Annotated in this window: 17 protein-coding genes, 2 tRNA genes and 1 riboswitch; of the genes, 15 read left to right on the top strand and 4 right to left on the bottom strand. The window is 65.9% G+C overall.

Features of this window, described 5'->3' with window-relative positions; translation table 11 throughout:
• Positions 1-3: 3 nt before the first annotated feature.
• A complete protein-coding gene (gene prfA, locus API01S_RS12805) occupies positions 4-1086 on the bottom strand; it encodes a peptide chain release factor 1 (RefSeq protein WP_039883666.1) in 1083 nt (360 codons plus the stop codon).
• An 84-nt stretch (positions 1087-1170) separates the two neighbouring features.
• Positions 1171-2445: a glutamyl-tRNA reductase gene (gene hemA, locus API01S_RS12800; protein ID WP_006216078.1), complete on the bottom strand. Its 1275-nt coding sequence runs from the start codon at positions 2443-2445 to the stop codon at positions 1171-1173.
• A 216-nt stretch (positions 2446-2661) separates the two neighbouring features.
• Here hemA and API01S_RS12795 point away from each other — a divergent pair.
• The 11 genes from API01S_RS12795 (at position 2662) to API01S_RS12745 (ending at position 13126) form a co-directional block, all read left to right on the top strand.
• Positions 2662-2737, top strand: a tRNA-Phe gene (locus API01S_RS12795).
• A gap of 87 nt (positions 2738-2824) precedes the next feature.
• Positions 2825-2900: transfer RNA gene (locus tag API01S_RS12790), tRNA-Phe, on the top strand.
• A 275-nt stretch (positions 2901-3175) separates the two neighbouring features.
• Positions 3176-3949 (top strand): hypothetical protein, encoded by a 774-nt coding sequence (locus API01S_RS12785; protein WP_197283409.1) that lies wholly within the window; start codon positions 3176-3178, stop codon positions 3947-3949.
• On the top strand, positions 3946-4437 hold the full coding sequence (locus tag API01S_RS12780) for a type II toxin-antitoxin system VapC family toxin (RefSeq protein ID WP_050728560.1): 492 nt from the start codon (positions 3946-3948) through the stop codon (positions 4435-4437). The genes API01S_RS12785 and API01S_RS12780 overlap by 4 nt, the downstream gene beginning before the upstream one ends.
• A 65-nt stretch (positions 4438-4502) precedes the next feature.
• A riboswitch (TPP riboswitch) is annotated at positions 4503-4594 on the top strand.
• A gap of 69 nt (positions 4595-4663) precedes the next feature.
• A complete protein-coding gene (locus API01S_RS12775) occupies positions 4664-5746 on the top strand; it encodes a LuxE/PaaK family acyltransferase (RefSeq protein WP_050728559.1) in 1083 nt (360 codons plus the stop codon).
• The gene (locus tag API01S_RS12770) at positions 5743-7203 is read left to right on the top strand and encodes an acyl-CoA reductase (RefSeq protein WP_050728558.1); all 1461 of its coding nucleotides are present in this window, start codon (positions 5743-5745) and stop codon (positions 7201-7203) included. Before API01S_RS12775 ends, API01S_RS12770 begins: the two co-directional genes overlap by 4 nt.
• Positions 7200-7964 (top strand): ABC transporter ATP-binding protein, encoded by a 765-nt coding sequence (locus API01S_RS12765; protein WP_050728557.1) that lies wholly within the window; start codon positions 7200-7202, stop codon positions 7962-7964. Before API01S_RS12770 ends, API01S_RS12765 begins: the two co-directional genes overlap by 4 nt.
• Positions 7961-8782 (top strand): ABC transporter permease, encoded by an 822-nt coding sequence (locus API01S_RS12760; RefSeq protein ID WP_231689355.1) that lies wholly within the window; start codon positions 7961-7963, stop codon positions 8780-8782. Before API01S_RS12765 ends, API01S_RS12760 begins: the two co-directional genes overlap by 4 nt.
• Positions 8783-8802: 20 nt before the next feature.
• On the top strand, positions 8803-9801 hold the full coding sequence (locus tag API01S_RS12755) for an ABC transporter substrate-binding protein (RefSeq protein ID WP_061305546.1): 999 nt from the start codon (positions 8803-8805) through the stop codon (positions 9799-9801).
• 1 nt (position 9802) lies between these two features.
• Complete coding sequence (locus tag API01S_RS12750; RefSeq protein WP_061304700.1) at positions 9803-10582, top strand: 3-oxoacyl-ACP reductase; 780 nt, start codon at positions 9803-9805, stop codon at positions 10580-10582.
• A 45-nt stretch (positions 10583-10627) separates the two neighbouring features.
• Positions 10628-13126: a mechanosensitive ion channel family protein gene (locus API01S_RS12745; RefSeq protein ID WP_061304698.1), complete on the top strand. Its 2499-nt coding sequence runs from the start codon at positions 10628-10630 to the stop codon at positions 13124-13126.
• On the opposite strand, the gene API01S_RS12740 is transcribed toward API01S_RS12745, so the two are convergent.
• The gene (locus tag API01S_RS12740) at positions 13123-14295 is read right to left on the bottom strand and encodes a M20 aminoacylase family protein (protein ID WP_061304696.1); all 1173 of its coding nucleotides are present in this window, start codon (positions 14293-14295) and stop codon (positions 13123-13125) included. The genes API01S_RS12745 and API01S_RS12740 overlap by 4 nt on opposite strands.
• Positions 14296-14444: 149 nt before the next feature.
• Here API01S_RS12740 and API01S_RS12735 point away from each other — a divergent pair, with 149 nt between their 5' ends.
• Positions 14445-15368 (top strand): LysR family transcriptional regulator, encoded by a 924-nt coding sequence (locus API01S_RS12735; protein WP_061304694.1) that lies wholly within the window; start codon positions 14445-14447, stop codon positions 15366-15368.
• 142 nt (positions 15369-15510) lie between these two features.
• On the top strand, positions 15511-16497 hold the full coding sequence (locus tag API01S_RS12730; RefSeq protein WP_050728553.1) for a Bug family tripartite tricarboxylate transporter substrate binding protein: 987 nt from the start codon (positions 15511-15513) through the stop codon (positions 16495-16497).
• Here API01S_RS12730 and API01S_RS12725 read toward each other — a convergent pair.
• Positions 16484-16954, bottom strand: a complete 471-nt coding sequence (locus tag API01S_RS12725) for an Lrp/AsnC family transcriptional regulator (protein ID WP_006216090.1) — start codon at positions 16952-16954, stop codon at positions 16484-16486. The two genes, API01S_RS12730 and API01S_RS12725, sit on opposite strands and share 14 nt — an antisense overlap.
• Positions 16955-17156: 202 nt before the next feature.
• Here API01S_RS12725 and API01S_RS12720 point away from each other — a divergent pair, with 202 nt between their 5' ends.
• Positions 17157-17801 (top strand): LysE family translocator, encoded by a 645-nt coding sequence (locus API01S_RS12720; protein ID WP_084802420.1) that lies wholly within the window; start codon positions 17157-17159, stop codon positions 17799-17801.
• 57 nt (positions 17802-17858) lie between these two features.
• Positions 17859-18764 carry an EamA family transporter gene (locus API01S_RS12715; RefSeq protein ID WP_082305987.1) on the top strand — a complete coding sequence of 302 codons (906 nt, stop codon included), beginning with the start codon at positions 17859-17861 and terminating at the stop codon, positions 18762-18764.
• Positions 18765-18766: the final 2 nt, after the last annotated feature.

Here is an 18766-nt window from a genome sequence, read left to right as displayed (position 1 = left end):
GCCTCAGATGTCGTCGCCCAGCGCGGCCAACTGCTCGGCCTGATGCTCGGCGATCAACGCACCGGTCAGCTCTTCCAGATCGCCTTCCATGATCTGCTGCAACTTGTACAGCGTGAGATTGATGCGGTGATCCGTCACGCGGCCTTGCGGAAAGTTATAGGTGCGGATGCGTTCGGAACGGTCACCCGTGCCGATCAGGCTCTTGCGCTCTGCCGCTTCCTTGCTTTGCCGTTCGCGCGTTTCCTTGTCTTTCAGGCGCGCGGCCAGCACCTGCATGGCCTTGTCCTTGTTGCGGTGCTGCGAACGGTCGTCCTGGCATTCCACCACCAGCCCCGTGGGCAAGTGGGTGATACGCACTGCCGAATCGGTCTTGTTGATGTGCTGGCCGCCCGCGCCGCTGGCACGGAACGTGTCGATGCGCAGATCGTTGGCGTTGATGACGATTTCCGACATCTCGTCGGCTTCCGCCATCACCGCCACGGTGCAGGCCGAGGTGTGGATGCGGCCCTGCGCTTCGGTGGCGGGCACGCGCTGCACGCGGTGCGCGCCGGATTCGAACTTCAGGCGCCCATAAGCGCCGTCGCCGTCGATGCGCGCAATCACTTCCTTGTAGCCGCCCAGTTCCGACGCGCTTTCCGACATCAGCTCCACGCGCCAGCCTCGCGTTTCCGCGTAGCGCGTGTACATGCGCAGCAGGTCGCCCGAGAACAGCGCGCTTTCATCGCCGCCCGTGCCCGCGCGGATTTCCAGGAACACGCTGCGCCCGTCGTTGGGGTCGCGCGGCAACAGCAGCAGCTGCAAGGCGCTTTCCAGGCTTTCCAGCTTGACCCGTCCGGTCTTGATCTCGTCTTCCGCCATGGCTTTCATGTCGGGGTCGGACAGCATTTCCTGCGCGGTCGCCAGGTCCTCTTCGGTGCGTGCGAACGCGGTAAAGGCTTCGACCACGGGCTCAAGCTCGGCGCGTTCGCGCGAGAGCTTGCGGAAACGGTCCATATCGGACGCGGTTTCCGGCTGGGCGAGCAACGCGTCCACCTCGGTCAGGCGGTTACACAGATGCTCCAGCCGGCTGCGCATGGAAGATTTCATGGGGGGATAGACCAAAGAAAAAACGGGAAAGCGGGCGCCCAAAAGACGAACGCCCGCCAGGAGGCGGGACGTGGGGCAGAAACGCTAACGGCGGGAGTCGCGGCCGGGGAACAGGCGCGGCATCCAGGCAAGCAGCTGCTTGCGGTCGTCGCCTTCGCTGCGGTTCAGCGCCGCCAGCGGGCCGTGCAGGTATTTTTGCGTCAGCCCGTGCGCCAGCTGTTCCAGCACGGCTTCGGGCGATTCGCCACGCGCCAGCAGGCGGCGGGCGCGCTCGAGTTCGGCGGCGCGGACATCTTCGGCGGCCTGATGCAGGTCGCGGATGACGGGCACCACTTCGCGGGACTGCATCCAGTGCATGAAGCCCTGGACGCGGGTTTCGATAATGGCTTCGGCCTGCACCACGGCGGCGCGGCGCGCATCGGTGCCAGTCTGGACCAGGCGGCCCAGGTCGTCCACCGAATACAGATAGACGTCGTCCAGGCGGCCGACTTCAGGTTCGATGTCGCGCGGCACGGCCAGATCGATCATGACCATCGGGCGGTGGCGGCGCAGGCGCGTGGCCCGTTCCACCATCCCCAGGCCAAGGATGGGCAGGGAGCTTGCCGTACAGGACACGATGACGTCGAATTCGGACAGGCGTTCCGTCAGGTCCGACAGCTTCATGGTGCTGGCCGAGAACCGGTTGGCCAGGATTTCAGCGCGCTCGGCGGTACGGTTGGCGACCACCATGCTACGCGGGCGTTGCGCGGCAAAGTGCGTCGCGCACAATTCAATCATTTCCCCCGCGCCGATGAACAGCGTGCGGGCCTGATCCAGATTGCCGAACACGCGCTCGGCCAGGCGGACGGCGGCGGCGGCCATGGACACCGACTGCGCGCCGATGGCCGTTTGCGACCGCACTTCCTTGGCCACCGAAAACGTGCGCTGGAACATCTGATGCAGCAAGGTGCCCAGCGAACCAGCCTCGCCGGCGGCGCGCACGGCGTCCTTCATCTGGCCCACGATCTGGGTTTCGCCCAGCACCATGGAATCCAGCCCGCTGGCCACGCGGAACGCGTGACGAACGGCGTCGTCCTGATGATGGCGATAAAGATGCGGGCGCAGCGTGCCGGCGTCCAGGCGGTTGTGTTCAGCCAGCCAGGCGGGCAATTGATCGGCGACGTGACCGTCGGCCGCGCAATAGATTTCGGTGCGATTACAGGTGGACAGGATGGCGGCTTCGCGGACGGATCCGCCGAATGCCGAACGCAAACCTTCAAGCGCGGGCTTGACCAGATCGACGGGCATAGACACGCGTTCGCGAACCGAAACCGGCGCGGAGGTGTGGTTCAGACCGAAGGCTAGGACAGCTACCGACATGAGTATGCGTAAAGAACTGCCACGAAAATGACTCAAAGATTATACCCCTGCGGGTTATCCCCAGCCCATTTGTGCACGCTAGCGCGACCCTGCGTCGCACCTTCCGTGCCATTCACCCAACAGTCAGGGGCCGCGCCCAGGGCAAAAAAATAGTGACCGATTTGTCCCCTCGGCTGGCGCGGGCTGAAAATTTTGTGTATAGTTGCGGACTTCGTTGGCCTGGTAGCTCAGTCGGTAGAGCAGAGGATTGAAAATCCTTGTGTCGGTGGTTCGATTCCGCCCCAGGCCACCAGAATATTTATTGGGGCTTGCCTGGAAACATCCAAGTCCCAAAAAAAGCCCAGCCGCCGCGCTGGGCTTTTTGCAAAGCGTACGTGTTGGCCTGGTAGCTCAGTCGGTAGAGCAGAGGATTGAAAATCCTTGTGTCGGTGGTTCGATTCCGCCCCAGGCCACCAGAATTTCTACAAAAAGCCCCGCTTCGGCGGGGCTTTTTGCGTTCTGGAATTTGATCCGTGTTTGTCTGGACAGAGCCGACCTGGCCTGCGCGACGCCAGCCAATGCCCGGCCGAGACAAATGCGGGCTATTTTTGTCCCTGTTCGAGACTCGTCGCAACAGCGTTTCGCAGCGCGTGCGCAGGAGGGAAACCCCGCCTTATCGCCCTGAGCCCACCCTCCCCGATCAGCCGTTACAAGTACCCCGAATGGTGGGCATAGCTCTACAATCGGCTCCATGAAAGCCGCCGACAACCTTCGTTTCGCCGTGCATGACCGCATCGATGGCGTGGATGTGGGGCCGAAACATGTCCCGCTGAGTTTGCTTGGCGAATTTCAAAAGGACGTGAGCGACTTTCTGCAAGGCTCGACGCGTGAAGTGAATCCCTCGGCAGTGCTTGTGTCCATCGAAGAAGGCTCGCTGGTTCTGCAAGCACACGGGTTGCAGCATGCAGCGGCGCTTTGGTCGGACGTGGCGCAACTGGCGCAACCCGAGGCCGCAGGCGAAATCGATCCCCGTCGAGCCAACGTCCTCGAACGTTGGCAGACCCAGGCTCGCAACAATCCAAACCGGGTTTACCGCCTGGAGGATGAAGCCAAACGCCCTCTCGCCACGATCACGCGCAACACCGATTTCAAGGCATCCATCGATATCTGGGTCACCGTCGAAAAATACTTGCACGGCACCATTGTGGATTGGGGCGGCAAAACCAAGGCCAACGTCCATCTGGTGCTTGAAAACGGCAAATCCCTCACCATCGCCGCCACGCAGCAACTGCTTGCAGACGAGCGCGACAACCGGCTCTATCGGCAGGCGCTGCTGCACGTGACGGCCGAGGAGAATCTACGCACCGGCCAACTGCGGAATTTGAACCTGCGCGCTTTTGAAATGCATCACCCTGCGTACGACGAGAACGAGTTCCAGCAATTGGTTCGCAAAGGCACGGCAGCTTGGGCTGATACGCCTGATGCAAGCAAATGGGTTGAATCGCTGCGGGGCGACGGCTCATGACGGCAGCAGCGTTGCTGGACACCAGCTTTCTGATTTCGTTGGTAGATGCGGCTCGCCCCAATCACGAAACCGCCTCCAAGTATTTCCGCCAAATGCTGGACGAATCGTTGCCGATTTATTTTTCGGCTGTTGTCGCCGCCGAATTCGGCATCAAGCAGCCAATCACCGATCTGCCCCTGCAAAAATTTCGTCACCTGCCCTTCAATATTCCTCATGGGCAGCGGGCTGCGCAGCTATGGAACGCCTTGGGTCCAAGGGACGACGACGCGCCTCGCCCCGTCGCACGCGATGACATCAAGCTGATCGCACAGGCTTGTCACGAGCAAATACCTTTCATCCTGACCGAAGACGCTTCGTCCTTGCACAAGTACTGCGGACGGCTCCGAGAAGCCGGCACGTGTCAGGTGCGATCCATCGTGCTTTCCTCCGGATATGACCCGAGCGCCTTCCGCTTGGATGGACAGCAGGGCTTTGACCTGGAGGTCTGAGCTTCGAAGCAAACGCCTCTTCTTACATCCAGCCGCGAACGTCCCGCCCAATGCGGGTTAACATTGCCCACGCTCCGGGGTGCACGCCAGTGCTGAGATTCACACCCGCGAACTTGACCCGGTTCATGCCGGCGTAAGAAGAGCAATCGCCTTGCCCTGCCGCGCCTACGCGCTGCCGACGCGGGCGGGCTTCGGAGCTTCCCAGCACAGGAATCAACGAACGCCCATGAACAACGCTGCCCCGCCCGTTGCGGAACTCCTCGAATTCATAGCCCAGGACGGCTGCACCGACGAACAGTTCGATCAGTTGGCGCTGCGGCTTTTCGCCTATCAATATGGCGCCAACGCGCCGTATCGCGCCTTTTGCCAGCGGCGCGGCGCGACCGTGCGCAATGTGAAGACCTGGAGCGACATTCCCGCCGTGCCCATCGACGCCTTCAAGGCGATGGAGCTGCGCTGCGAGCCGCCCCGTGCCGATGAGCGCGTCTTCATGACCAGCGGCACCACGCGCGCCGACATGCGCGGGCGGCACTTTCATCCGCATCTGGAGGTCTACGACCTGTCCATGACGCGCAACTTCGCGGCGCGCGTCATGCAGGGCACGGCGCGCCTGCCCATGGGCATTCTGTTTCCGGACGAAGTGGCGATGCCGAATTCGTCGCTGGCGCATTACCTGGCGTTGGCAATGAGCACGTTTGGCGCCGAAGACAGCCGCTATTTCATGACGCCGCAGGGGATAGACCTGGACAGTTTGTGGCGCCGGCTGGAAGAAGCCGAACGCCAGGGCCAGCCCTATGCGCTGCTGGGCGCCAGCTTCAGCTTCGTGCATGTGATCGACGCGCTGCGCCGCGACGGACGCAGGTTCCGCCTGCCGCCGGGCAGCCGCATCCTGGATACCGGCGGCTACAAGGGCCAGTCGCGCGAATTGCCGCTCGACACGTTCTATTCCGAGCTCTCGGACCTGCTGGGCGTGCCGCGCTCGCTGTGCATCAACATGTACGGCATGACCGAACTGAGCACGCAGTTCTATGACGACGGCAACGCCACCGTCCCCTCCGTGAAGTCGGGACCGCACTGGATCCGCTCGCGACTGGTCGACCCCGCCACCGGACGCACCGTGCCGGCCGGCGAACGCGGCATCCTGGCGCATTGCGACCTGGGCAACTTCAACTCGGTCAGCACCATCCTGACCGAAGACGTAGGGCAACCCGCCGACGGCGGCTTCCTGCTGTTGGGCCGCGCCGAAGGTGCAGAGGCCAAGGGCTGCTCGCTGGCCGTCGAAGAATTCATCCAGTCGGCGCGGCCATGAGCGTGCAACACGTCCAGGCCGGATACCTGCCGGGGCTCGCCACGGCCGATGTCCAATGGCAGACCCTGTCTTTCGAGCAGGACGGCCAGCGCGTGGACGTGGCCGTGCCGGTGCTGACCGCGCCGCAGATGCAGGCGCTGGCCCAGCGCGTCAGGCAAGCCAGCGCCCGGCATCTGAAGACGATGACGGTGTCGGAAATCATCGACGTCATCGACCGCGCCATCGCCCGCTTGCTCGACCCTGATGACCCGTATCGGCAACAGGCCGACGCGCTGCTGCCGATTGTCAGCGGCTACGACGCGCAGATGGTGCGATTGGGGCTGACCGGTTTCTTCAAGACGTTTCGCGCGCCGCAGTTGCATCGCTTCGTGGCCGAGGACTTCGCCAATCCCAAGGTGCTGGACGGCTTTCAGCCCGCGCCCAAGGGCGGGGCCGTGCGCGCGCATGGCCCGCAACTGCTGGCGCACAGCTGGGCGGGCAACGTGCCCGCGCTGGCCTTGTGGAGCCTCGTCTGCGGGCTGTTGGTGAAGGCGGGCAACATCGGCAAGCTGCCCAGTGCCGAGCCGCTGTTCGCCGGCTGGTTCGCGCGGCTGCTGGCCGAGGTGCATCCGCCGCTGGCCGACTGCCTGGCCGTGGTCTGGTGGCGCGGCGCGGGCGACGAGGCGGCTGACGCGCTCTACGCTCAGGCCGACACCGTCGTCGCCTACGGGGGCAACGACGCGCTGCACGCCATCCAGCGACGTCTGCCGGTCACGACGCGTTTTCTGGCGCATGGCCACAAGCTGGGAGTGGGCGTGGTCAGCGCCCGCGCGCTCGATGCGCAACGCGCGCCCGCGCTGGCGCGCCGCGCCGCCTGGGACGTGATGCGCTACGACCAGCAAGGGTGCTATTCGCCGCAGCTGTTCTACGTGCAGCGTGGCGGCCAGGTGTCGCCGCGCGACTTCGCGGCGTATCTGGCCGGAGAGCTGGCCAATCTGCAAACACGCTTTCCCCGGCGCGCGCTGGACCTGACGGAATCGGCCGCCGTGGCCAAGTGGCGGCAAGCCATCGAATGGCAGTTGCCGTCGGGTGGCCGGGATGCGCTGCTCGGCGACCCGGACTCGGCATGGAGCGTGGCCTACTTCGATGCGGCCCCGGCGCTCTCGCCCACCGCCCTGCACCGCAATATTGCCGTGGCCGCCATCGACACGCTCGATCAGGCTGCCGCGCTGGTGGCGGGGGCCAGCCGCTATCTCCAGACCGCGGGCGTCGCGGCCACGCCGGAAGAACTCTACCGGCTGGCCGACCAACTGGGCGCGGCGGGCGTGACGCGCATCAGCGCCATCGGCGCGATGAGCATGCCCGAAGCCGGCTGGCATCACGACGGCCGCTTCAATCTGCTGGACCTCGTGCGCATGACCGAGATCGAACAATCCGCCGAAGCCGCCGCCGAGCCCTACGCGCCGTACGAACCATGAACCCCGATCCGTCCAGGCCCTTCCTGCACATCGAAGGGGCCGTCTACACCTACCCGGGTCGCGCGCCCATCGTCAACGGCATCGACTGGCGGCTGCAAGCGGGCGGCTTTCATTGCCTGGTCGGCCGCAGCGGCTGCGGCAAGACGACGTTGCTCAAGCTGGCCGCAGGCCTGCTCGCGCCGCAGATTGGCCGCGTCCTGCAAGCGGACGGCAGGCCTGCTACGCCCGGCCCGCACCTGGGCTATGTCTTTCAGGCGCCCACGTTGCTGGATTGGCAGCAAGTGATCGACAACGTGCTGCTGCCCGTGTCGCTGCAACGCCGGCCGCTACCCGCAGATATCGATCGCGCGCAAAGCCTGCTGGCCATGCTCGGGCTGTCCGACCACGCGCAGCACTATCCCCGCCAACTGTCGGGCGGCCAGCAAAGCCGCGTGGCGCTGGCGCGGGCATTGATTCTTGAGCCGGCCTTGCTGCTGCTGGACGAACCCTTCGCGGCGCTGGACGCGATCACGCGCGGCGAACTCCAGGACGATCTGCTGCGCATGTGCCGGCTGCGCAATACGACCGTGCTGTTCGTCACGCACGACATCAGCGAAGCGGTCTACCTGGGTGACCGCGTCGCGGTCATGCACCAAGGCCGCATGATCGCGGACCTGCCGGTGGACCTGCCCGCGCCGCGCACGCAGACCATGCGGCACGGCGCGGCGTTCAACGCCACGTGTGCGAGCGTGTTCGACCTGATGAACGGAGCGCGGCCATGACGCCGAAGATCCCACCGACGCGGGCGTCAGCCACCTTGACGCAGAACCCGTCCGCAAAGCCGGCCGCCTCTTCCCGCCTGCTTGCCCTGGCGCTGCTGGTGGTGCTGTTGGCGGCGTGGGAAATCACCGTGCGGCAGGCGGGTATCTCGGCGCTGGTGCTGCCCGCGCCGTCCGCCGTGGCGACCACGTTGTGGAGCAGCCTGGCCAGCGGTTATCTATGGCCGCACATCGGCGCCACGCTTGCCGAAATGCTGCTGGGCCTGTTGATCGGCGGCGCGGCGGGGCTGGGCATCGGCGTGGCGCTGGCCGAATCCGCCTTGCTGGACCGCGTACTCAAGCCCTACGTCATCGTCAGCCAGGTCGTTCCCAAGCTGGCGCTCGCGCCGCTGTTCGTGCTGTGGTTCGGCTTCGGCATGGCGCCTACGGTCGTCATGACCGCGCTGATCTGCTTTTTCCCCTTGATGGAAAACACCCTGACCAGCCTGCGGCAGGTGGACCCGAACCGGCTGCAACTGTTCCGCATGCTGGGCGCCACGCGCGCGCAGGTGCTGCTGCGGTTGAAGCTGCCGTCCGGCCTGCCGGGCATCCTGGCCGGGCTGCGCGTCGCGCTGGTGCTGGCGCTGGTCGGCGCGGTGGTCGGCGAATTCATCGGTGCCAGCCGCGGCCTGGGCGCAGTCATCATCGCCGCGCAGGGCATGATGGACACGCCGCTCATGTTCGCCGCGCTGGTCGCCATCGCCGCCATCGGACTGCTGGGCTATCAAGCCACGCTGATGCTGGAACGTCGCCTGCTGCGCCCCTACACCGATCAATCATGACCTCTTTCAAGACCGCATCCATGCCTGCCTCTCCTACCCGCCGCGCGTTGTTGACGGCGGCCACCGGCCTTGCCGCCACGTCGTGGATCCCCCGTGCCGCACGCGCTCAAGCCGTGTCCGGCACCGTCACGCTGGCCGGCTGGAGCAAGCCCATCAGCGAAATCACCAACCTGCTCGTGGAGCCCGACAAAGGCTTCTTCAAGGCGCAGGGCGTGAACCTGGTCTACCTGCCGGGCGCAGGCGGCGGCGACGCCATCCGCAACCTTCTGAGCGGCCAGGCCGACGTGGCCTTCACCGACCCCGGCTCGTTCTTCATGGCGCTGGACAAGGGTGAAAAGCTGCGCGCCATCTACGACATCTATCCGCAGAACGTGTTCAACGTGGTGTCGCTCAAATCCGCCAACATCACGAAGCCGGCGGACCTGAAGGGCAAGCGCATCGGCGTCTACAGCCTGTCCAGCGGCACGCGCCAGAACCTCTTGGTGATGCTGCATCAGGCCGGACTGAGCGAGTCCGATGTCGAGATCGTCGTCACCGGCGTGCTCAATTTCGCGCCGCTGCTGCAAGGCCAGGTGGACGCCACGGCCGCCACCGACACCGGCCTGCTGGTGGGGCGCAAGCGCGGCCTGGGCGAGGTCAACGTCATGCCGGTCAGCGACTACCTGAACGTATCCAGCGACCTGTTCGTCGTGCGCGAGGCGGCGCTGGAGCAAAAGCAGCCGCTGCTGCGCGCCTTCCTCACAGCCTACCGGGACAGCGCCGCGTGGATGATCGCGCAACCCGAAGAAGCCGCGACCCTGGCCGGCAAGCGCGCCATCGACGGCACCGACCGCGCGATCAACCTGGACGTGATCCAGCTGCGCAACGCCGCGTCCCAATCGCCCTCGGGCCGGCCGCTGGGCGCCTTCGATCTGCAATCGCTGCAAAAGGCCGCAGACGCCTACCGGGCGCTGGGCCTGATCCAGCATCCCATCGACGTGGCCGCCGTCGTCGACACCGGCCTGTTGCCAGGAGCCTGACATGAACGCCGCGCTGAAGTTTGCAGGCAAGGTGGTGCTGGTGACCGGCGCCAGCCGGGGTATCGGCGCCGAGATCGCGCGCGGCTTTGCGCGCGAGGGCGCGACCGTAGTGGTCAACTATCTGAGCAACGCGCAGGCAGCGGACAGCGTGGTCGCGCAATGCCTGGCGGCGGGCGGCGACGCCTGGGCCGTGCAGGCAGACGTGGGCGAGGCGGACGCGGTGCAGGCCATGGTCGATGGCATCGTGCAGGACGCCGGCCGCCTGGACATCGTGGTCAACAACGCCCTGCGGCATTACGCGTTCGACCCGCGCCAACGCACGGCATTCGATGACCTGACCTGGGGCCAGTACCAATCGCAGTTCGACGGCGCGGTGGGCGCGGCGTTCCACGTCTGCCGCGCCGCGCTGCCGCACTTCAAGCAGCGCGCCCAGGGCTGCATCGTTAACATCGCCAGCAACCTGGTCGAGCATCCGGTCGTGCCGTATCACGACTACACCACGGCCAAGGCGGCGCTGGTGGCGTTCAGCCGCAACCTGGCGGCCGAGCTGGGCCCGTATGGCATACGCGTGAACTGCGTGGCCCCAGGGCTGGTCTATCCCACCCAGGCCAGCGGCGCCACGCAAGAATCGTTCCGTGAGCAGCTGATCGCCGCGACCCCGCTGCGCCGCATCGCCCGCCCCGAGGATGTCGCCGGCCCCGTGCTGTTCCTCGCCTCTGACTGGAGCGGCTTCATGACGGGACAAGTGCTGTTCGTGGACGGCGGACTGGTGATGCGCTAGAGTGGGTAGCCCCCCAAGATCGCTGCATCCCCACGGAGTCGCGACATGCGCATCCGAGCCAGTGTCCACCAGTACCTGTTCGGATTAGCGCTTGCCCTGCTGGCCTTGCTGGCCTTCGGCTTGCCCCGGCCCGCTGCCGCCGACCCGCCCCCCACGAGTTCGCCCGCCGCGTCTATCCCTATACAGATGGCGGACATTCCGCTGCGCGCCGATAGCGACACCCGCTACGCCGAGGCGGTGCTGCAACGCGCGGCGGTGGCCGATCCCGACGCCGTATTCGGCCCGGCGCTGGAAGCCATCGCCAAATCCACTGACGAAAAGCTCTACGAATTCCAGCCGGTGCAACTACGCACCCTGCCGATCATGCGCGTCGAAAGCCTGGAGCGGCATTGGGTCTTCGATGCCAATCGCCTGGCGCGCTGGCAGGCGGATCTACGGCAGGCCACGGCCTGGTACGCCAGCGACACCGCCGAACTGCTGCGCCGCCGCGCCGCCTGGCAGGCCATCAAGGACTCACCCGCTGCCGCCGTGCTGCCGCCCGCGCTGGCCGATCGCGTGGACGGGGTGCTGGCGCAGCTGGAAGCCGCCGCGCAATCGCTATCCGGCCCGCTGTCGCACCAAGCGGATCTGGAACAGCGCGCCAACGCCATCGAAGAACGCATCCGGGCGGGCGAGCGCGCGGTCACCGAGGCCATCGTCGACATCGACGCGCGCCTGATGCGCATCGATTCTCCGCCGCTGTGGGACCTGGGCAAGACGCAGGACGCCAGCGAAGACACCATGGCCCTGCTGCGCACGGGGCTGGATATCGAACTGCGCTTCGCACGCGACTATGCCGCGGCGGGCAGCGGCAACCAGCGGGCGCTGCACGTCTTGCAACTCGTATTGCTGCCGCTGCTCTTGTGGCTTGCCAGAAAGAGCCGCGACGCAATCCGCGCGGGCGTCATGAGCGAGACCGCCGCCGGCGTGCTGGGCCGGCCCTGGTCCACCTGGCTGCTGCTGTCGATGCTGGGCGTGCTGGCGCTGGAGCCCGATGCGCCGCTGATGGTGCAGCAGGTGGCGCTGGTGCTGGCGGCCGTGCCCGTGCTGCGCCTGCTGCCGCCGTCCGCGCGGCGCCAGATGGATCAGTGGCCGCGCGTCATCACGGCGCTGTTTCTGGCCGAGCGGCTGGGCTTTTTGTTCCTGGCCAACACGCTGTTCTATCGGCTCTCGACGGTGGCGCTGACCGCGCTCGCGCTGGCCGCCATCCTGTGGCTGCTGCATCGCACCCGCCTGCAAGTGCATCCGCCCGCGTCCGCCCGGCTGGCAACGGTGTTGCGCGGCATCGCCTGGGGCGCGGCAAGCCTGCTCTGCGTATCGCTTGCCGCCAATGTGTTCGGCAACGTGTCGCTGGCCGAAATGCTGACCAGCGCGGTGATCGGCTGCGGCTATTTCGGACTGGTGCTGTATGCCGGCGTGACGGTCATCATCACCTTGCTGCAACTGCTGCTGACACGCCAGGGCATTTCGCGCTTCCGGCTGGCCCGCGAACATGCGCCGCCGCTCGTGCAGTTGCTGATCCGCCTCTTGACCGCCTCGGCGGCGGTGGGCTGGGCGGTGTACGCCATGGATCGCTTCCGCATCCTGCGCGCGACCTACGCGTTCGTCACCGAAGTGCTGTCGTACACACTGACCGTCGGCGAAATTTCTATCAGCCTGGGCAACGTTTTGCTCTTCCTGATTTCGGTGGTGATCGCGTTCTGGGCCGCGCGCACCATCCGCCTGATCCTGCATGACGAAGTGCTGACCCGCATGGAACTGCCGCGCGGCGTGGGCAACAGCATCGCGTCGCTGACGTACTACCTGGTGCTGCTGCTGGGTCTGGGCATCGCCTTGTCTGCGGCGGGCTTTCAAACCAGCCAGCTGACCATCGTGTTCGGCGCGCTGGGCGTGGGCATCGGCTTCGGCTTGCAGGGCGTGGTCAACAACTTCGTGTCCGGGCTGATCCTGATGTTCGAGCGGCCCATCCAGCCGGGCGACGTGGTCGAAATCAGCGGCACGTCGGGTCAGGTGCGCGACATCGGCATGCGCGCCACGCGCATCAAGACTTTCGAAGGCGCCGACGTGATCGTGCCCAATGGCACGCTGCTCTCGGAAAAGGTCACCAACTGGACGTTGCTGGACCGCAGCCGGCGAATCGAAGCCCCGATCGGACTGGCTTACGGCACCGAGCCCGCCCAGGCCATCGCGCTGCTCGACCGCGTCGCCCGCGATACGCCGGGCGTCGTCGCAGACCCCGCGCCCGCCGTCCTGTTCATGGGCTTTGGCGCCAGTACGCTGGAGTTCAGCGTGCGCGCGTGGACCTACGACTTCGACCGCTGGATCGACATACGCAGCGACCTCCTGACGCGCATGTACGACGCGCTGCGCCTGGCCGGCATCGAGATCGCCTTCCCGCAACAGGACCTGCACCTGCGTACAGTATCGGAAGAAGTGGGCGCGGTGCTGGGCAGTGGCCGTCGCCCGGCTTCCGGTGCGGCGACCAGCGAGCCGCCTGCGCGCTAGGCAGGCATCGCTTCCTTCACCAGTTCGATCCAGTAGTGCGCGCCCAGCGGCAGGATGTCGTCGTTGAAGTCGTAGTAGGGGTTATGGACGGGCGGGTTCTCCTGTCCGGGGCGCGCCGCCCCCAGGAAGACGTAGGCGCCAGGGCGCTGTTCGAGCATGTAGGCAAAATCCTCGGAACCCATGCGCGGCGTGCAGGCCGCATCGACCTGCGCCTGGCCCACCACGCGGGCGGCGGCGCGTACCGCCAGTTGCACCTCGTCCTGCGTGTTGATGCAGGCCGGATAACCGCGAAACACCTGCACGTCGATGGCGGCGCCCGAACTCAGGGCCACGCCGGCGCAGACCTCGCGCAGCCGGCGCTCGGCCAGTTGCCGCGTGGCGGCGGTCAAGCTGCGGCAGCTGCCCCGCAGCATCACGCTGTTGGGCACGACGTTCCAGGTATCGCCCGCGTGAATCTGTGTCAGGCTCAACGCCAGCGCATCGGTAGGCTTCACGTTGCGGCTGACGATGGTCTGCATGGCGATGACCACCTGAGCCGCCGCCACGATGGGGTCGACGCCGTGCTCGGGTTGCGCGGCGTGGCAACCCTTGCCGGTGACGGTGATTTCATATGTGTCGCAATTGGCCATGACCGTCCCCACGCGCGTGGACACCGTGCCGAACGGCAGGTTGGGCGAGTTGTGCAGCGCGAACACCGCCTGGCAGTCGTAGCGGTCGAACAGCCCGTCCCGCACCATGGCCAGGCCGCCGCCCGCATGCTCTTCGGCGGGCTGGAAAATCAGATGCAAGGTGCCTCGCCAGCCGGGGTCGGCTGCCAGATGATGCGCCGCGCCCAGCAGCATGGCCGTGTGGCCGTCGTGGCCGCAGCCATGCATCTTGCCGGCGATGCTCGAGCGGTGCGCGGGCTCGCCCAGCTCTTGCATGTCCAGCGCGTCCATGTCGGCGCGCAGGCCGATCACCGGCCCATCGCCGCGCGCGAACGTGCCCACCACGCCCGTCTTGCCCAGCCCGCGATGCACCACCGCGCCGGCCCGCTCAAGCTCGCGCGCCACCAGATCGGCCGTGCGGAATTCGCTGAAGGCGGTTTCGGGATGGGCATGCAGGTCGTGGCGCCATTGCTGCATCCGGCGCAGCAGCGCGGGGTCCAGGGGCGAAGGAACGATAGCCATGTTGCGGTGTCTCCGTAGGCGGACTTGGGGGAAATACGGCTATCGACTATAGACAGGCGCGGGTACAAAGCCGATGGCAACGATCGCTTCATATCGATGCGATTTTTGCAACGATTCACCGACCCCGATCGTCTCGAAGGAAGCCCGACATGGATGATGTCCTGGAGTTCAAGCGGACACTCTGCCTGCTGCAAGTCATCGAAACCGGCACGCTGCGCGCGGCCGCCGACCAGCTGAACACCGACCCGTCCGCCATCAGCCGCGCCATCGCGCGCCTGGAGTCGGACACCGGCTTGACGTTGCTGGAACGTCGCGGACGCGGGGTCGTGCCGACCGACGCCGGCCGCCTCGTCGCGCTGTTCGCGCGCCGCCAGCAAGACCTGAATGAATCGTTCCAGGCCGAGGTCAACAATCTTAAAAGCGCCACGCGCGGCCACGTGGAGCTGGCACTGGGCGAGGGGTTCGTCGACATGCTGCTTGAATCGGTATTGCTGTCCTTTGTGCACGAGCATCCCGACATCACCTACAACATACACGTCGCCGGCACGAACGAAACTGTGCGCTGCATCGTCGAGGAACGCGCGCAGATCGCGTTGGCGTTCCAGCCGCCCAATGACGTGCGCCTGCGATCGCACTATTCACGCGCGGCGCCCATGCGCGTGCACGTACACAAGAACCATCCGCTTGCCCGTTCGCGGCGCGCCTTGCGGCTATCGGATCTGGCGCCTTACGGATGGGCCGCCATGGACGAATCGTTCGGCGTGCGCCAACACATGCAGGCGGCCGAGCTGGACGAGAACGTCAAGCTCAAGCCCGCGCTGCTGACCAACTCATTCAAGATCCTTTGGGAATTCGCCGTCCATGGGCTGGGCTATGTGGTGAACCCGTTGACGATGCCGCTCAAAGGCGCACAGTTTCGGCAGATGGTGTCGCTACCCCTGGCCAATCCCATCCTGAACAACAGTCGCACGCACGTCATCAGTCTGGCCGGGCGGCATCTGCCGCCCGCCACCGCCAGCATGCTGCGCCACATCCTGAAGACCTTTCCCGCCCTGCAATCGCGGCGCGCCTGAGCGTGGTCCGAGCATCGTTGCGAATTTCACAATGATCCAGCCCCAGGCCCGTCATTGATGCAGACAAACTCCCCTGCCTAGACTGCTGCCAGCAACCCGACATGCGGTTGCGCCATCACATCCATGACCAGGGAGAAGCCGCATGCATTGGAATCTACCGGCCCGTGCCGCCGCTGTTTGCCTCGCGGCCTTCGCCGCCATGCCGCAGGCCTACGCCGACTACCCCGAAAAGAAGCCCCTGAGCTTGGTCGTCCCTTATCCTGCCGGCGGCGCCAGTGACGCATCCGCGCGCCAGTTCGGCGTACACATTGCCCACGCGTTGCGGCAACAGGTGGTGGTGGAGAACGTGGGAGGCGGCGCGGGCATGCTGGGCGCGCGCCGCGTGCTGACCAGCGCGCCGGACGGCTACACCTTCCTGCATGGCTCGCCCAACGAGGTCATCCTCAGCCCGTTGCTGAACGCGGCGGCGCATTACCAGCCCGAAGACTTCCGCCTGACCCAGCCCATCAGCGAAGCCACTATCGTGCTGCTCGCGCGCGCCGACCTGCCGGTCTCGAACGTCGATGAATTCATCGACCTTGCCAAGCGTCCCGGCGCCAAACCGCTGACGTTCGGCACCGTCGGCGTGGGGTCGCTGTATCACATCATGACGGAGTACCTGGGCCGGCGCGTCGGCGCGCAATTCCTGCACGTGCCCTATCGGGGCGCCGCCCCCGCCTTGCAGGATCTTATTGGCGGCCAGGTCGATTTCGCGGTGCTGCCCTACCAGCAGGCGATGCTGGGCATGGCCGCCAAGCAGCAGCTGAAAATCCTGACCAGCTTCTCGAATGCGCTGCCGCCACCGCTTGCCGAGCTGCCGCTGATTTCGCAAAGCAAAGCGATCCCCGACTTCGTCTACACCATCGCAGGCGGCTACTACGTGCGCCAGGACACGCCGGCGCCGGAAGTGGACACGTTGCGGCGCGCCGTGGCTTATGCGCTGGAGCAGCCCGAGCTGCGCGAACGGATGCAGGCCGAGGGGCGACGCCTGCTGGCGCCGATGAGCCAGGCCGAAGCCGACGCCTATGCCAAAGCGGAAGTGGACAAGTACCGCCAGATGATCCAGGCGCTGGGCCTCAAGCCGATGTAGTCACCGGCACCGTCAGCGTGTTCTTCACCTGGTTCATCACGACCAGCGTAGAGAAGCGTTTGACGTTGGGATTGCCCCAGAAGTGGCGCTGGGCGAAGGCGTCGTACTCGGCCATGTCGGCCATGGTCAAGGTCAGCACGAAGTCGACCTCGCCCGTCACGGACAGGCACTGCATGACTTCGGGCGCGCCCTGCATGGCGCGCTTGAACAGGTCCAGCTTGTCGGCGCGTTCGCTCTCCAGCGACACCAGCACCACCATCATGATGGCGCGCCCCACGGCGGCGGGGTTCACGACGGACACGTCGGCCGTCACCACCTTGGATTCGCGCAGCCGCTTCATCCGGCGCAGGCACGACACCGGCGACAGGTTCACGCGTTCGGCCACGTCCTGACTGGTGCGCTGGTTGTCTTCCTGCAAGCTCTGCAGGATTTGAAGATCAAAATCGTCTAGTTCCATGGTGGTCTCGGAACGCGGGGGCTGAGGCCGGACTCGGCCTTGCGCAGATTCTAATCCCGGGCGCGACACGCTCCGGCCCCAATTCGACGGGAAACTTCATTTTGCGGCTGCCAGACGACGGAATTAATCAGGGTGCTTGCTTACACTGAGAACCCTTCGCCCGCCCGCCTTCCCTGGGCACCCCCTTTTCGCCGTCGTAGCAATGCCGTCGCTCCAGCTGTTCCTGCTTTTTCTCGCCGCCGACGCGGCGCTCAAACTCACGCCCGGCCCGGACATGGCGCTGACCCTGTCACGTGGCATGACCCAGGGGTTCCGCCCCGCCTTCCATAGTGTGCTGGGCAACGTGGCGGCCGGTTTCATCCAGGTGCCGGCCGTGGTGCTGGGGCTGGCGTCGGTGCTGCAAGCCTTTCCGACGCTGTTCGTGGCCATCAAGGCGGCGGGCGGCCTGTATCTGGGATACCTGGGCATCAAGGCGATGATCCGCTGCGCGCGTTCGGCCGACGTGTCGTTGTCGGCGCGCCCCGGCGATGCACGCGATGCGTTCTGGCAGGGCTTCATGACCAACCTGCTCAACCCCAAGGTGCTGTTGTTCATGATCGCCTTCCTGCCGCAGTTCACGTCGCCCGAGAATGGTCCGGTCTGGGTGCAGATGCTGGTGCTAGGCATCACCATGAAGGTGTTGAGCCTGCCCTACGGCAGCTGCTTTGCCTACGGCGCTTCGCGCATACGCGGCTGGGTCGGACGCAACCCATGGTTTCTGCGCATGCAGCAAGGCCTCTTGGGCGCGGTCATGCTCGGCCTGGCGCTGTATGTGCTTTACTCCACGGCCGCCACGCTGGCGCCCTGATTTCCAGACTTGCCTTCGCCCCCGCGCATACCCTTGCATTGAGCCTTCCCTAGCACCATGACCGCCGCCACCTTGAACACCGGGCACAACGCCTCGGGCTCGACCCTGCTTCCTACGCTGTCGCTGATCGGCGCGATGGCGTCGCTGTGCATCGGCACCTCGTTCGCCAAGTCGCTGTTTCCCGAAGTGGGCGCGCAAGGCACGACCGCCTATCGCATCGTCATCGGCGCCATCATCCTGATCGCATTCTGGCGTCCGTGGCGCTTCGCGCTGACGCGCCAGAACGCCGCCAAGATCGCGCTGTACGGCGTGACGCTGGCCTGCATGAACCTGCTTTTCTATATGGCGCTGCGCACGCTGCCGCTGGGTATCGCCATCGCAATCGAATTCACCGGGCCGCTGACGCTGGCCGTGGTGCTGTCGCGGCGCGCGATCGACTACGTGTGGATCGCCTGCGCGCTGGCCGGACTGGTGCTGCTGATTCCCACCGGCCAGTCTCTGCATGACCTGGACCCCACCGGCATCGCCTACGCGCTGGCTGCCGCCGTGTGCTGGGCGCTGTACATTATTTTCGGCAGAATGGCGGGCAACGTGCACGGCGGCCAGGCGACGTCGCTGGGGCTGCTGGCGGCCACCATGGTCGCCTTGCCCGTGGGCGTGGCGCACGCAGGCATGGCATTGCTGGACCCCAAGCTGATCCTGGCGGGCATCGGCGTAGGCATCCTGTCCAGCGCGCTGCCCTACTCGCTGGAAATGGTGGCGCTGCGCCGCCTGCCACAAAAGACCTTCGGCGTGCTGCTCAGTATGGAACCCGCCATGGGCGCATTGGCTGGCGTGATCGTGCTGAATGAACATCTGACGCGCACGCAATGGCTGGCCATCGCCGGCATCGTCATCGCCTCGGCCGGCTGCGCGGCCACCGCCCAGCGCAGCAAGAAGCGCCGCCCCGCCGCGCGCGACTGACG

It is taken from the genome of Achromobacter piechaudii NBRC 102461 (assembly GCF_001571245.1).
Taxonomy (GTDB): domain Bacteria; phylum Pseudomonadota; class Gammaproteobacteria; order Burkholderiales; family Burkholderiaceae_B; genus Achromobacter; species Achromobacter piechaudii.
Note: the sequence above shows the minus strand (reverse complement) of the source record. Positions and strands in the feature narration are given on the sequence as shown.